Origin of the sequence: Pseudomonas svalbardensis, assembly GCF_030053115.1 — a bacterium.
Classification (GTDB): domain Bacteria; phylum Pseudomonadota; class Gammaproteobacteria; order Pseudomonadales; family Pseudomonadaceae; genus Aquipseudomonas; species Aquipseudomonas svalbardensis.
This window is the reverse complement of the sequence record NZ_CP125619.1, coordinates 1,529,104-1,543,547: the sequence shown is the minus strand read 5'-3', so window position 1 is coordinate 1,543,547 and position 14,444 is coordinate 1,529,104. Positions and strand designations below refer to the sequence as shown.

The window sequence follows — 14,444 nt, the reverse complement described above, 5'->3', positions numbered from 1 at the left end:
ACTGGCGGGTACCCACAGGATCGACCTATCGGTCATGAAGTAACTTGATCTGGCTCAAGTCTTGGGCGTGATAAAGTCGCCGCCCATCAGACCTTCTGCTTTGAGACTTTGAACGCAATGACCGATTTCCAGGATGTTGATGCCCAACTTGAAGACTGGAACGCCTTGCGCGCCACCGCCTCGTTCAGCGGCCTGCTGGTGGGCAACGGCGCCAGCCGCGCCGTGTGGGACGACTTCGGCTACGACTCGCTGTTCGAAAACGCCCGTACCGTGGAAGAAAAACCCCTGAGCCAGTCCGAGCTGAGCGTGTTTGACGCCCTGCAGACACGCAGCTTCGAACAGGTGCTCAGCGCACTGAAAACCACCAGCCGGGTCAACAAGGCCCTGGCCGTGAGCTCCGCCGCGCCGCGCAATCGTTACTACGCGATCAAGGAAGCGCTGATCAACACCGTGCACGCGGTGCACATCCCGTGGCGGCTGGTGGTGCCTTCGACGCTGGCGACAATCAATCAGGAACTGGGCCGCTACCGGACCGTGTTCACCACCAACTACGACCTGCTCAACTACTGGGCGACTCAACACCAGCCTGATGCGATCAGCGACCTGTTTCAGGGTGCAGAATCAAGCTTTGATCTGAGCGCCACGGCGACCGATAAAACCCGGCTGCTTTACCTGCATGGCGGGTTGCATCTGGTGCGCAATCAGGACGGTACGGCGCGCAAACTGATGTCGACCGAGGGCACGTTGCTCGGCAGTTTCGCGATCAACAACACGATCAAGACCCTCGACGACGTGCCGCTGTTCGTCAATGAAGGTCCGGCGCAGGACAAGCTCAAAACCATTCGCAGCTCGGACTATCTGTCGTTCTGCTACGACCAGTTACTTGGCCATGGTGACGGGTTGTGCCTGTTCGGTCATGCCTTGGGTGAGCAGGACAGCCACATCATCCACGCTTTGCGCGAGGCGAAACCGCAAGTGGTGGCGATCTCGATTTATCCGCGCAGCAAGGCGTTCATTCAGCACCAGAAGCGGCACTACGCGAAGGTGTTTGAAGGAACCGGGAGTGAGTTACGGTTTTTTGATTCGAAGACGCATGCGTTGGGTAGTCCGAAGCTGACGGTGCCGGTCGAGGTCTGAAGACCGTAAAGATCGTTCCAACGCGCTGCGTGGGAACGATCAGCGGTGTGTTTAGAGCACCGGCAAGGTCTTGTCCTTGATCACTGTGGTCGGCCCGTTGGTTTTTACGCTGGCGATGCCTTTCTCCAGCGCGGCAGCGGAGGTGTAAGCCTCGCTGCTACCGATGATCTCGTGGTTACCAGCCTTGAGGTTGAAGTAAGGATGGCCATCCTTGGTGGTTTTCTTCTCGTAGCGTTCATCCTTCGGGCTGTTGCTCTGAACCGACACGATGCCTTTTTCAGCGGCAGCACGGGTGGTGTACAGCTCGCTGGTCAGAATGGTTTCCGCGTTAGCGGCCTTCAGTACAAATTTGAACTGACCATTGCTGCTTTTGCTCACTTCATACCATCCAGACATGCTCTTTCTCCTAAGCAATTGAGAGGTTTCGCGCTTCAGAGTAAAGACCAACCTGCCCTACTTCACCACCGCACGCACCACCGATAACTCCGGCGCCTGCACCCGTCGCTGACTCAGATACCGCGTACAACTGACCCGCAAAAACGAGGCGAAATTCACCACCTCGCCGCGGTAGTCCATCACCTCTTCATACAGCTTGGCGATCAACTGGTTGGTGGTCATGCCGTCGACCTCGGCGATTTCGCTGAGGATGTCCCAGAACTGATTCTCCAGCCGCAGGGTGGTGACCACCCCGCAGATGCGCAGCGAGCGGGAGCGCGATTCGTAGAGAATCGGATCGGCTTTGACGTAGAGCTCGCACATGGAAAGGTCCCTCGTTACAGCGTGATTTTGGTGCCCAGCAACCCGAGGAAACCGGCGAGCCAGCTTGGGTGCGCCGGCCAGGCTGGCGCAGTGGCCAGATTGCCCTGAACGTGACCTTCCGTCACCGGGATATCGATGAACGTACCACCGGCCAGGCGCACTTCCGGGGCACAGGCCGGGTAGGCGCTGCACTCGCGACCTTCGAGAATTCCCGCGGCTGCCAGCAATTGAGCACCGTGACACACAGCAGCGATCGGTTTGCCGGCCTTGTCAAACGCGCGCACCAGTTCCAGGACTTTTTCGTTCAGACGCAGGTACTCCGGCGCACGACCGCCCGGCACCAGCAGGGCGTCATAGTCCTCGGACTTGACCTTGGCGAAGTCGAAGTTCAGGGCAAACAGGTGACCGGGTTTTTCGCTGTAGGTCTGGTCGCCTTCGAAGTCATGGATCGCCGTGCGTACGGTCTGACCAGCGGTTTTGTCCGGGCAAACGGCGTGCACCGTGTGGCCGACCATCAGCAGCGCCTGAAACGGCACCATCACTTCGTAGTCTTCGACGTAATCGCCGACCAGCATCAGAATTTTTTTAGCCGCCATGGGGAGGACTCCTCTGGGAAATACGTGGGCCTGCAGGAGTATTCAAGGTAGTCCTTATCCGCAGGGTCGGGTAATAACCAGCTACTACCGCGTTATCGTTCTTCGCGAGCAGGCTCGCTCCCACATTGGAATGCGTTCCCCTGTGGGAGCGAGCCTGCTCGCGAAAAGGTCCTCAAACTGTACGGATAACTCTACGCCTAGCTGTAACAGAGCGATTCCCGCGGTTTATGGCTAGATGAAGATCTTCCCGCCACCCTAGATCTGGTTGCCATCATGTCCTCGCGCGAAAACACCGGCATGGCCCTCGGCTTGCTCGGCGTTGTGATCTTCAGCCTCACCCTGCCCTTCACACGGATCGTCGTGCAGGAACTCCATCCTCTGCTCAACGGCCTGGGCCGTGCGCTGTTCGCGGCAGTTCCGGCGGCGATGTTGTTGCTGTGGCGCCGGGAAAAGTGGCCGACGTGGATACAGGTCAAAGGCCTGACCCTGGTGATTGCCGGGGTGATCCTCGGCTTCCCGGTGTTGTCGGCCTGGGCCATGCAAACCTTGCCGGCGTCTCACGGAGCACTGGTCAACGGCCTGCAACCGCTGTGCGTGGCGCTGTACGCCGCGTGGTTGTCCCACGAACGACCATCGAAAGCCTTCTGGGCTTGCGCCGCGCTGGGCAGTGCGCTGGTGCTGGGTTATGCGCTGATCAGCGGGGCCGGCAGCATTCAGGCCGGTGATTTGCTGATGCTCGGGGCGATTGCCGTGGGCGGTCTGGGATACGCCGAGGGCGGCCGATTGGCCAAGGAGATGGGCGGTTGGCAGGTGATCTGCTGGGCGTTGGTGCTGTCGACGCCGTTGCTGATCGGGCCGGTGGTGTACCTGGCGCTGCAACATCAGGGCGAGATTTCGGCCAAGACCTGGTGGGCCTTCGGTTACGTCTCGCTGTTCTCGCAGTTCATCGGTTTCTTCGCCTGGTACGCCGGGCTGGCGATGGGCGGCATCGCCCGGGTCAGCCAGATCCAGCTGTTGCAGATCTTCTTCACCATCGCTTTTTCGGCGCTGTTCTTCGGCGAACACATCGAGCCGATCACCTGGCTGTTTGCCGCCGGGGTGATCGTGACCGTGATGATGGGACGCAAGACCGCCATCAAACCCCATGTGGGAGCGAGCCTGCTCGCGAAGGGGCCGTAACATCCAACATCTGAGTTGGCTGTCAGCCGCCTTCGTCGGAACGCCGCCCGGAGCAGGCTCGCTCCCACAGGGATCAGAGGTAGCCATCGGCCCGCAGCAGCGTTTCGAGGCAATGTTCGCTGATGTGGTAGAAATCCTTCAGTTCCTGAGTCTTCACAAGCAGCTGAGTCGGATCAACCGGCTCGGCACGTTTGACCGCCAGGATCATCTTGTTCTTGTTGGTGTGGTCCAGTGAAATGAACTCGAACACCTTGGTCTCGTAACCGCAGGCTTCCAGGAACAACGCACGCAAACTGTCGGTGACCATTTCCGCTTGCTGGCCCAAATGCAGACCGTATTGCAGCATCGGCTTGAGCAGCGCCGGGCTCTGGATTTGCAGGCGGATCTGCTTGTGGCAGCACGGCGAGCACATGATGATCGAGGCGCCGGAACGAATGCCGGTGTGAATCGCATAGTCGGTGGCGATGTCGCAGGCATGCAGTGCGATCATCACGTCCAGCTCGCTCGGCGCCACGCTGCGCACATCGCCGCACTTGAACACCAGCCCCGGATGTTCGAGCTTTGCGGCCGCGGCGTTGCACAAATTTACCATCTCTTCGCGCAACTCGACGCCGGTCACCACGCCTTCGGCCTTCAAGGTATTGCGCAGGTAGTCATGAATCGCGAACGTCAGGTAACCCTTGCCCGAGCCGAAATCCGCCACCTGAACCGGCTTGTCCAGCGCCAGCGGTGAGGTGGTCAGCGCATGGCTGAAGACCTCGATGAACTTGTTGATCTGCTTCCACTTGCGCGACATCGCCGGGATCAACTCATGTTGCTTGTTGGTCACGCCGAGGTCGGCGAGGAACGGCCGGCTCAGGTCGAGGAAGCGGTTCTTCTCGCGGTTGTGCTCAGCGGATGGCATTTCACGCAATTGCTGAGGTTTGCTCTTGAACAGCGAAGACTTGCCCTTTTTGCTGTATTCCAGCTGAGCTTCATCAGTCAGCGACAGCAAATGCGCATTTTTAAACGATGCCGGCAAGAGTGCGGCGATGGTCGCTACGCCCTCGGCAATCGGCAAATTCTTGGTGATGTCGCGCGTCTTGTAGCGGTAGACGAAGGACAGACAGGGCTGATCCTTGACCGTCAGCTGCTTGATGATCAGCCGCTGCAAGTCCACTTCAGTGCCGACGTACTTGGCCAGCACCAGTTTGATGAAGGCGTTCTGGTCAAGGCTGGACTGCAGCAGCTCGATGAACTGGGCGTGATGATCCGGCGCGAGGCTGGCGGGAGTGGCGGTGACAGACATGGGAAAAACGGCCTCGGGCGGTGCGGATCGGGGAATGGCGGGTATTTTAGGGGGGATGGGGATTGAGGGCACGGGTAATTTCCCGAACGGTGCGATCTGTAGCAGCTGGCGCAGCCTGCGTTCGGCTGCGCAGCAGTCGTAAAATCAGCACACGCGGTGCAACAAGAAGACCGTGAATACCGGATTTACGACTGCTTCGCAGCCGAACGCAGGCTTCGCCAGCTGCTACAGGGAATGCGTCGCGGCTTGGATTTAGCCCAACACCACCAACCGATTCGGCAACTCATTCCTCACATGCGTCACCGGCACATGCACCTTGAGCAACTCGCCACACGCCTCCACACACGTCACAAACCCCTGCAACGTCTGCCCTTGCTTCACCTGCTGAGTGAACGCCGCAACAATTCCATCCCAGTTCTTGTTGTCCAGCCGTTTCGAAATCCCTTCATCCACCAGAATTTCCACATAGCGTTCAGCCTCGCAGACGAAAATCAGCATCCCGGTGCTGCCCACTGTGTGGTGCAGGTTCTGCTCCAGAAACTGCCGGCGCGCCAGGTTCGAGGCGCGCCAGTGACGCACCGAGCGCGGGATCAGGTGCGTGGTGATTTTCGGAATCCGGAACACCAGGCACAGCACGATGAACGTGATCCATTGCACCAGCAGCAAGCTGTGCAGGTTCAGCCAGCCAGTCAGGTAATGCACGACACCCGGCACCACCAGCGCCAGCAGGCTGGCCCAGAGCAGCGGGATGTACGCGTAGTCGTCGGCGCGGGCCGCGAGCACGGTCACCAGTTCGGCGTCGGTGTCGCGCTCGACCCGGGCAATCGCCTCGGCAACTTTGCGTTGTTCGTGTTCAGTCAGTAATGCCATGTTTAAGAATGCCCACTCGCTATTGTTGTGTGATCACCAGCCGCCCGACGAACCACCGCCCCCGAAACTGCCCCCGCCACCGCTGAAGCCCCCGCCTCCACCGCCGCCACCAAAACCTCCACCGCCGAAACCGCCGCTCGAACCGCCTCGCACACTGCCACCGCTGGGCAGGATCCCGAGCATCTGGCAGACAAACATCGTCAGGATGAACAGCATCACCAGAAACACGAATACCCCCGGATACCGCGAAACGAAGTCGCTGTCCTGATTGCCTCCGGAGTCATACACAGTGGACGGCTCATCCAGCGGATTGCCGCCCAGTACCACGAGCATCGCCGCGACCCCGTCGCTGATGCCCTTGCTGAAGTTGCCGGTTTTGAACGCCGGGGTGATCACCTGATTGATGATCACAGAACTCTGCGCATCGGTCAGACGAGCTTCCAGGCCATAACCGACTTCAATCCGCAGCTTGCGATCGTCACGCGCAACGATCAGCAGCGCGCCAGTGTTCTTGTCCTTCTGGCCGATGCCCCAGTAGCGCCCCAGTTGATAACCGAAGTCCGCAATGTCGGTGCCCTGTAAATCCGGCAACGTGACCACCACCAGCTGCTCGCCGGTGGCTTTTTCATGGGCCTGTAGCTGTTGCGTCAGCTGCTCACGCACCGCAGGCTCGATCATCTGGGCGTTATCGACCACCCGCCCGGTCAGTTCCGGAAACTTCAACGCGGCCTGGGCCGTCAGGGCAAACACCCAGAGCAACAGCATCAGGCCAACTTTCAACACACGCATTGGCAACCTCATCCGTGGTGACGCTTTAAACCCGTCCCGGCGCTTACTGGAACTTCACTTGAGGCGCTTTTTCCGCATCGGGACTGGTGGCCTCGAAGGTTTCGCGAATCGGCAAATCGCTGTACATCACCGTGTGCCACAGGCGACCGGGGAAGGTACGAAGTTCCGTGTTGTATTTCTGCACGGCGAGGATGAAGTCACGACGCGCCACGGCGATGCGGTTCTCGGTGCCTTCAAGTTGCGATTGCAGCGCCAGGAAATTCTGGTTGGCCTTGAGGTCCGGGTAACGCTCGGACACCACCATCAAACGGCTCAAGGCACCGGTCAGCTGATCCTGGGCCTGCTGGAACTGTTTGAGCTTTTCTGGATTGTCGAGCGTGCTGGCGTCCACCTGGATCGAAGTGGCCTTGGCCCGGGCTTCGATCACCGCGGTCAGGGTTTCCTGCTCATGCTGCGCGTAGCCCTTGACGGTTTCCACCAGATTGGGGATCAGGTCGGCGCGGCGCTGGTACTGGTTCTGCACCTGGCCCCACGCGGCCTTGGCCTGTTCGTCGAGGGTCGGGATCGTGTTGATGCCGCAGCCGGCCAGCAGTGTGGTCAGCAACATCAAGACTGCAACCTGCAGGCTCGACCGATAGTGGTGTCGTACATTCATCTGGTTGATGCTCCCTTGCACATTCCGTTGAAAAACAACCTTCGAACTTTGAACCCGGCTCTTCGGGCATAATCTGCCGCCGCCACTGGATTGCATCGCGCCAATGGGCTAAAAGATGCCCCAGCGCGAAAACACGCAGAAGTGTGCTGCATTTACCTGAACAACAATAGTCGCTCCCTAAATTTTGGCTGACCGGCGCGTATTCACTGCCGTTTAGGCTTTTGAGAAAACTATTCATGAAGAAGCTGTGTTTGCTGGGCCTGTTCGTCAGCCTGGCCAGTCATACCGTATTGGCCGCCACGACGCCCGCACCTCTGGAAAACAAGGACGCTTTCATCAGCAACCTGATGAAGCAGATGACCCTCGATGAAAAGATCGGCCAGTTGCGCCTTATCAGCATCGGCCCGGAAATGCCTCGGGAGACGATCCGCAAGGAAATCGCTGCCGGCAACATCGGTGGCACGTTCAACTCGATCACCCGCCCGGAAAACCGTCCGATGCAGGACGCGGCCGTGCGCAGCCGGCTGAAGATCCCGATGTTCTTCGCCTATGACGTGATCCACGGCCACCGCACCATTTTCCCGATCCCGATAGCCCTGGCTTCGAGCTGGGACATGGACGCCATCGGCCTGTCCGGGCGCATCGCCGCCAAGGAAGCCGCGGCTGACAGCCTGGACATCACCTTCGCGCCAATGGTCGACATCTCCCGTGACCCGCGCTGGGGCAGGACTTCCGAAGGCTTCGGTGAAGACACGTATCTGGTGTCGCGCATCGCCGGCGTGATGGTCAAAGCCTTCCAGGGCACGGGCGCGAACGCGGCCGACAGCATCATGGCCAGCGTCAAGCACTTTGCCCTGTACGGCGCGGTCGAAGGCGGTCGCGACTACAACGTCGTCGACATGAGCCCGGTCAAGATGTTCCAGGACTACCTGCCACCCTACCGTGCGGCTATCGACGCCGGTGCTGGCGGGGTAATGGTCGCGCTGAACTCGATCAACGGCGTCCCGGCCACCGCCAACACTTGGCTGATGAACGACCTGTTGCGCAAGCAATGGGGTTTCAAAGGCCTGGCCGTCAGCGACCACGGGGCGATTTTCGAGCTGATCAAACACGGCGTCGCCCGTGACGGTCGCGAAGCCGCGAAGCTGGCGATCAAGGCTGGCATCGACATGAGCATGAACGACACCCTCTATGGCAAAGAGCTGCCGGGGCTGTTGAAGGCGGGTGAAATCCAGCAAAGCGACATCGACAACGCGGTGCGTGAAGTGCTCGCCGCCAAGTACGATATGGGCCTGTTCAAGGACCCGTACCTGCGCATCGGCAAGGCTGAAGATGATCCGGCCGACACGTACGCCGAGAGCCGGATGCACCGCACCGAGGCCCGTGACGTCGCGCGCCGCAGCATGGTGTTGCTGAAGAACCAGGGCGAAACCCTGCCGCTGAAGAAAACCGCGAAAATCGCATTGGTCGGTCCGCTGGCCAAGGCACCGATCGACATGATGGGTAGCTGGGCCGCCGCGGGTAAACCCGCGCAATCGGTGACTCTGTTCGACGGCATGACCACTGCACTGGGCGCGCAATCGACGCTGATCTACGCTCGAGGCGCCAACATCACCAGCGACAAGAAAGTTCTGGATTACCTGAACTTCCTCAACTTCGACGCACCTGAAGTGGTGGACGATCCGCGTTCGGCCCAAGTGCTGATCGACGAAGCCGTGAAAGCCGCCAAGGATGCCGATGTGGTGGTGGCAGCGGTGGGCGAGTCCCGTGGCATGTCCCACGAATCGTCGAGCCGCACCGACCTGAACATCCCGGCCAACCAGCGCGATTTGATCAAGGCGCTGAAAGCCACCGGCAAACCGCTGGTGCTGGTGTTAATGAACGGCCGTCCGCTGTCGATTCTCGAAGAGAAGGAACAGGCTGACGCGATTCTGGAAACCTGGTTCAGCGGCACCGAAGGCGGCAACGCCATCGCCGACGTACTGTTCGGCGACTACAACCCGTCGGGCAAATTGCCGATCACCTTCCCGCGCTCGGTAGGCCAGATTCCGACCTACTACAACCACCTGAGCATTGGCCGGCCGTTCACGCCGGGCAAACCGGGCAACTACACCTCGCAGTATTTCGATGACACCACCGGGCCGCTGTTCCCGTTTGGTTTCGGCCTGAGCTACACCGATTTCAGCCTGAGCGACATGGCGCTGTCGTCGACCACGTTGAACAAAACCGGCAAGCTCGACGCCAGCGTCATGGTGAAAAACACCGGCAAGCGTGACGGCGAAACCGTGGTGCAGTTGTACATCCAGGACGTGACCGGCTCGATGATCCGCCCGATCAAGGAACTGAAGAACTTCCAGAAAGTCATGCTCAAGGCCGGCGAACAGAAAGTCGTGCGCTTCACCATCACCGAGGATGACCTGAAGTTCTACAACACCCAGCTCAAGTTCGCTGCCGAGCCGGGCAAGTTCAACGTGGAGATCGGTCTGGATTCACAGGACGTGACGCAGCAGAGCTTTGAACTGCTGTAACCCCTGGCACACCGCAATAAAACTGTGGGAGCGAGCCTGCTCGCGATGAGGCCATAACACTCAGCATCTTTGTAGAATGTTATGCCGCCATCGCGAGCAGGCTCGCTCCCACAGTAGATTAGGGTGTTGCGGAGATTGGGCTCAGCCCCGTCGATCCAGCAGATTCACCACCAGCCGATCCACCCATCCCCAAATCCTCTGCTTCACCCGCCGCCACAGCGGCCGGCGTTGCCATGCCTCCAGACTGACTTCCTGGCTCTGCGCAAAGTCCCTCTCGAAACTCGCCGCCACCGCCCGCGTCAGCCCCGGGTCCAGCGCCTCAAGGTTGGCTTCCAGGTTGAAGCGCAAATTCCAGTGATCGAAATTGCACGAGCCGATGCTCACCCAGTCGTCGACCAGGACCATTTTCAGGTGCAGGAAACACGGCTGGTATTCGAAGATCGTCACCCCGGCCTTGAGCAATCGCGGGTAGTAGCGATGCCCGGCGTAGCGCACCGACGGGTGATCGGTGCGTGGCCCGGTCAGCAGCAGGCGCACATCGACACCTCGGGCGGCAGCCCGGCGCAGTGAGCGGCGGACTTTCCAGGTCGGCAGGAAATACGGCGTCGCCAGCCAGATCCGCTGCTGGCCGCTGTTCAACGCGCGAGTCAACGATTGCAGGATGTCCCGGTGCTGGCGGGCGTCGGCATAGGCGACCCGACCCATGCCCTCGCCCATGGACGGCACGCGTGGCAGACGCGGCAAGCCGAAATGCGAAGCGGGTTTCCAGGCGCGCCGATGCCGGTTGGCGATCCATTGGCGGTCGAACAGCAACTGCCAGTCGATGACCAAGGGGCCGGTGATTTCCACCATCACTTCGTGCCATTCGCTGGTGTCTTCGCCCGGCGTCCAGAACTCATCGGTCACCCCGGTGCCACCCACCACGGCCTTGCTCTGATCGACCAGCAACAGCTTGCGGTGATCGCGGTAGAAGTTGCCCACCCAGCGCCGCCAGCTCAGGCGATTGTAAAAGCGCAGCTCCACGCCCGCTGCCATCAAACGCTGACGCAAAGCCAGGGTGAACGCGAGGCTGCCGTAATCATCGAACAGGCAGCGCACGCGCACGCCACGTTCTGCGGCCTGGACCAACGCCTGAACCATCGCCTCGGCACAGGCACCCGCCTCCACCAGGTACAGCTCCAGCTCGACCTGCTCTTCGGCGCGGGCAATCGCGACCAACATCCGTGGAAAAAACTGCGGACCGTCGATCAACAGTTCAAAACGGTTGCCTTCACGCCAGGGGAAAATCGCGCCGGCCATGTCAGCGCGCCGTGAAAATCAGTACCGCACTCACCGGCACCGACAAACTGATGGCCGACAAACCGGCGACCTTGCGCAAACTTTCCAGGCCGGGGGTAAAGTCGAAATCCGCAGCGTTGATCACCAACGGCTCGAGTGTCACCACCTGGAAGCGCCGGTCATCGAGACGGGTTGCCAGCAGTTCAGCGTTGTATTCGTGTTGTTTACCATGGAGGTTGACGGTCAGCGGCAGGCGCAATTCAAGTTGCGCGCCGGGCGCGAGGTCGTTGATCGGCCGCAGATCGATCTGCGCGGTAATCAGCGCTTCGGGGAAGGTCTGGATTTCAAACAGGTCCTTGCGCATGCGTTCATCGCGCAACGGAATGCCGCTGTTGACCGAGTCCAGCTCGACTTCGACCTGAGCCAGCCCCTTGGGATCGACCTTGCCGTGCAGCACCAGAAAGCGTTGCACTTCTGAAATGTTGACGTTTTTTGTGCTGACGAACGACAAACGCGAGGACTCGCCATCCAGATACCAATCGGCGTGGACCGACAACGTGGCGCTGGCCAACAGCAGGAAGGCGAGGGTTTTGCAGAGGAAGCGGTTGAACATAGAGACTCGTGGGGCAGATAAACCTGCACGAACCTTAACCGCCCGTGAGCCAATTGCAAACTTGTGTAGCAGCTGCCGAAGGCTGCGTTCGGTTCGGGCCGCGTTCGGACGAAGCAGTCGCCAATCCAGCCACCTCGGTCTCCCTGTAAAACCGCAGCGCCTGATTTCACGACTGCTTCGCAGCCGAACGCAGGCTTCGCCAGCTGCTACAAGGACAGTGGTGTTCAGGGATTCAGGCGGCAACCCTGGCGCTCGCCGCCCCAGGTGGCGCTATTGCTGCGGCCCATGCCGCTGACGGTGACGCGCTTGCCGGCGGGTTCATCGGTAAAGCCACTGCTCGGCAACCACTGTTTCACATAGTCGTGGCAGTACTCGGCCGGGTAATTCATCACGTAACGGCACGAACAATATTCCTTGGCGGTGTAGGCACTGAGGATGTCCGGGAATGCCCACAACGCCACGCGCTCCTTCCAGATCCAGCCGAGCAAGGCGATCAGCAGGATCAACAACAACGTGCTGAACGGTCGGCGACGAACAAGGCTGCGGCGGTTCATGGCTGCACCTTCGCGGCAAATGCCTTGAGCGCGAGTTTGAGCAACTCGTTGTGCCGGTAGCTGCCGTCGCGGTCATCGCCGTAGCGCACGATCACCTGGTTTTCGCTGGGAATCACGTACATCGCCTGGCCCCAATGACCCAGCGCGGCGAAGGTGTCGGCAGGTGCATCGGGCCAGGGTTTTGCCGCACCTTCCACCGCGCGGTTAAGCCACCAATGGCCGCCGGGCACGGCGTCGTCTTGATTGACTTGATAATGGGCGAACGGTTCGCGGTTGAAAGTGACCCAGTCCTTGGGCAGCAATTGCCGCTCGCCCCAGCGGCCGTCGCGTGCCATCAGCAGACCAACTCGCGCGAGGTCCCGGGCGGTTAGGTAGGCATAGGACGAAGCGACGAAGGTTCCCGTGGCATCGCTTTCCCAGACGGCGTGGCGAATCCCCAAAGGCTCGAACAGCGCAGTCCATGGATAATCCGGATAGCGGGTCGGGCCGACGATGTTTTTCAGCGCGGCGGACAATAGATTGCTGTCGCCACTGGAATAACGGAATGCCTCACCGGGTTTGGCGTATTCAGCGTGATCGGCGGTGAACGCGGCCATGTCCGGGTGACCACGGGTGTAGAGCATCGCGACCACCGAGGATTTCAATGGCGCGTATTCATAGTCTTCCTGCCAGTCCAGTCCCGAGGCCCAGTGCAGCAGGTCGGCCATGGTCATCGTCGGGTGCTTTTCCAGCGGTGGATAAAATTTCTGCACCGGGTCCTGGAGCTTGAACAGACCTTCGCCATAGGCCACGCCGAGGACCGCGGCCATCAGGCTTTTGCTGATGGACCAGGTCAGGTGTGGGGTGTCGGCGGTGGTCGGATCGGCGTAGCGTTCGTAGATCAACTGGCCGTCGCGGATCACCAGCAAGGCGTCAGTGCGGATGCCTTTTCGGGTGGCCTCATCACGGGGTGGGAAGGCGTAAGTCTCCAGGGCTTGAAGCGCCGGCCCGGTGACTGTCGGGGCGGTCGACCATTGCTCGGCAGGCCAGTATTCGGCGTGAGCCGTGAGGCTGAACAACAGCCCGAAAGTCAGGGACACGCCTTTGAACATGGTGGGGGCTCGGAAGGATGAACCTGCTGAGCCTAGTCGAGCTTGATGACAGTTTTTGAGTTTGCATTGTTCTTGAGGACGCCTTCGCGAGCAGGCTCACGCCCACATTTGAAATGCATTCCCCTGTGGGAGCGGGCTTGCTCGCGAAGGGGCCGGTCAACCCTGCGAAGATCCCGCGAGTGCCTTTGCCAACCGCTTCCCCCGCGCACCCGCCGCCAAACCCATCACGCCCTGATCGCGCTGCCACATCGCCGCCCATTGCTGCGGACCATCGGCCAGTGCCTGAGCCACCTCAGCCTTGAGCCCATCGAACTGCGCAAACAAGCCACCGAGTAACACATGCCCGGACGGATTATTCGGCGCCTGCCGGCTGACTTCCGCACACCCGGCCAGCAGCGCCAGCAAACGCAGTTGCAAGGCTTGCGGCCAGTCGCTGTCCTGACCGATGCCGTACAGCCAGGCGGTCATGGCGCTCAGAACGTAAATGTCTTCAAGGGTGCGAAACGGTTTGATGTAAGCATCCCAGCCATCCCCCGCCAACAGCTCGCACTGAGCGTTATCGAGAAACAGCCGACCATGGCTGATGTCTGGCATCAACGGGATCGCCGGCAGTTTCTCCAGACGCACGCCCGGTTCATCGGGATAAACCACCGCCAGACTCAGGCGCGGTTTTTCGTCGGGAGCTTCACTGCGGGCCGCAATCAGCAGCCAATCGGCGGCATCGCCTGCGGTGACAAAATCCTTGCGCCCGCTCAGACGCAAATCGTGCAGACGAGTCTGCATATCCGCCACCCGCAAGCTGCGCTGTTCGGTCGCGCACAAGGCGCCAAGGCTCAGCGGCGCGCTCGGCCAAAGCATGCGCAACGCCGCTTGATAGCCCACCAGAAACGCCAGCCCCGGCGTCGACATCAAACGCCCGCCGGCCACCGCCAGTTCGAACGGCGTGACGTTGCCCAACTGGTGCAACAAGGTCGCGAACCCCTCGCCCAGGTCCGGGTTGGCGGGCAGACGATCGCGGCGGCGCAGCAGGTTTTGCCAGGGCATAAGAGGCTCCTCAAAGGCTGTCATATAAGCATCACCAAAGCTTCATGGCGATGACACCGGGGC

15 protein-coding genes are annotated in these 14,444 nt (G+C 60.4%); 3 read left to right on the top strand and 12 right to left on the bottom strand.

Going from position 1 to position 14,444, the window contains the following annotated elements; all coding sequences use genetic code 11:
- The first annotated feature begins 117 nt into the window (after window positions 1–117).
- Window positions 118–1,137 (top strand): DUF4917 family protein, encoded by a 1,020-nt coding sequence (locus QFX16_RS06900; protein ID WP_283183332.1) that lies wholly within the window; start codon window positions 118–120, stop codon window positions 1,135–1,137.
- Window positions 1,138–1,188: 51 nt separating this feature from the next.
- Here the strand turns inward: QFX16_RS06900 and QFX16_RS06895 are convergent, their stop codons facing one another.
- The 3 genes from QFX16_RS06895 to QFX16_RS06885 are packed head-to-tail and all read right to left on the bottom strand — an operon-like array spanning window position 1,189 to window position 2,492.
- Window positions 1,189–1,533 carry a YegP family protein gene (locus QFX16_RS06895; protein WP_283183331.1) on the bottom strand — a complete coding sequence of 115 codons (345 nt, stop codon included), beginning with the start codon at window positions 1,531–1,533 and terminating at the stop codon, window positions 1,189–1,191.
- A 57-nt stretch (window positions 1,534–1,590) separates the two neighbouring features.
- A complete protein-coding gene (locus QFX16_RS06890) occupies window positions 1,591–1,896 on the bottom strand; it encodes a ribbon-helix-helix domain-containing protein (protein WP_008025707.1) in 306 nt (101 codons plus the stop codon).
- Between the two features lie 14 nt (window positions 1,897–1,910).
- On the bottom strand, window positions 1,911–2,492 hold the full coding sequence (locus tag QFX16_RS06885) for a DJ-1/PfpI family protein (protein WP_008152949.1): 582 nt from the start codon (window positions 2,490–2,492) through the stop codon (window positions 1,911–1,913).
- Window positions 2,493–2,765: 273 nt separating this feature from the next.
- On the opposite strand from QFX16_RS06885, the gene QFX16_RS06880 reads away from it, so the two are divergent.
- On the top strand, window positions 2,766–3,671 hold the full coding sequence (locus QFX16_RS06880) for a DMT family transporter (RefSeq protein ID WP_283183330.1): 906 nt from the start codon (window positions 2,766–2,768) through the stop codon (window positions 3,669–3,671).
- A gap of 73 nt (window positions 3,672–3,744) precedes the next feature.
- Here the strand turns inward: QFX16_RS06880 and QFX16_RS06875 are convergent, their stop codons facing one another.
- The 4 genes from QFX16_RS06875 to QFX16_RS06860 all read right to left on the bottom strand — a co-directional run bounded on the left by QFX16_RS06875 (window position 3,745) and on the right by QFX16_RS06860 (window position 7,273).
- A complete protein-coding gene (locus tag QFX16_RS06875; protein WP_283183329.1) occupies window positions 3,745–4,959 on the bottom strand; it encodes a class I SAM-dependent methyltransferase in 1,215 nt (404 codons plus the stop codon).
- Between the two features lie 252 nt (window positions 4,960–5,211).
- Window positions 5,212–5,829 (bottom strand): TPM domain-containing protein, encoded by a 618-nt coding sequence (locus tag QFX16_RS06870; protein ID WP_283183328.1) that lies wholly within the window; start codon window positions 5,827–5,829, stop codon window positions 5,212–5,214.
- A 33-nt stretch (window positions 5,830–5,862) separates the two neighbouring features.
- On the bottom strand, window positions 5,863–6,618 hold the full coding sequence (locus tag QFX16_RS06865; protein WP_283183327.1) for a TPM domain-containing protein: 756 nt from the start codon (window positions 6,616–6,618) through the stop codon (window positions 5,863–5,865).
- Window positions 6,619–6,661: 43 nt separating this feature from the next.
- Complete coding sequence (locus tag QFX16_RS06860; RefSeq protein WP_283183326.1) at window positions 6,662–7,273, bottom strand: LemA family protein; 612 nt, start codon at window positions 7,271–7,273, stop codon at window positions 6,662–6,664.
- Between the two features lie 236 nt (window positions 7,274–7,509).
- Here QFX16_RS06860 and bglX point away from each other — a divergent pair, with 236 nt between their 5' ends.
- Window positions 7,510–9,801 (top strand): beta-glucosidase BglX, encoded by a 2,292-nt coding sequence (gene bglX, locus QFX16_RS06855; RefSeq protein ID WP_283183325.1) that lies wholly within the window; start codon window positions 7,510–7,512, stop codon window positions 9,799–9,801.
- 141 nt (window positions 9,802–9,942) lie between these two features.
- On the opposite strand, the gene QFX16_RS06850 is transcribed toward bglX, so the two are convergent.
- From QFX16_RS06850 to QFX16_RS06830, 5 genes are all read right to left on the bottom strand, one after another.
- A complete protein-coding gene (locus QFX16_RS06850) occupies window positions 9,943–11,100 on the bottom strand; it encodes a phospholipase D-like domain-containing protein (RefSeq protein WP_283183324.1) in 1,158 nt (385 codons plus the stop codon).
- A 1-nt stretch (window position 11,101) separates the two neighbouring features.
- Window positions 11,102–11,692, bottom strand: coding sequence for a YceI family protein (locus QFX16_RS06845; RefSeq protein ID WP_283183323.1), 591 nt, complete (start codon window positions 11,690–11,692; stop codon window positions 11,102–11,104).
- A gap of 224 nt (window positions 11,693–11,916) precedes the next feature.
- Window positions 11,917–12,246, bottom strand: a complete 330-nt coding sequence (locus tag QFX16_RS06840) for an amidase (RefSeq protein ID WP_283183322.1) — start codon at window positions 12,244–12,246, stop codon at window positions 11,917–11,919.
- A complete protein-coding gene (locus tag QFX16_RS06835) occupies window positions 12,243–13,337 on the bottom strand; it encodes a serine hydrolase domain-containing protein (protein ID WP_283183321.1) in 1,095 nt (364 codons plus the stop codon). The genes QFX16_RS06840 and QFX16_RS06835 overlap by 4 nt, the downstream gene beginning before the upstream one ends.
- Before the next feature lie 156 nt (window positions 13,338–13,493).
- Window positions 13,494–14,381 carry an acyl-CoA dehydrogenase middle domain-containing protein gene (locus QFX16_RS06830; protein ID WP_283183320.1) on the bottom strand — a complete coding sequence of 296 codons (888 nt, stop codon included), beginning with the start codon at window positions 14,379–14,381 and terminating at the stop codon, window positions 13,494–13,496.
- Window positions 14,382–14,444 lie beyond the last annotated feature (63 nt).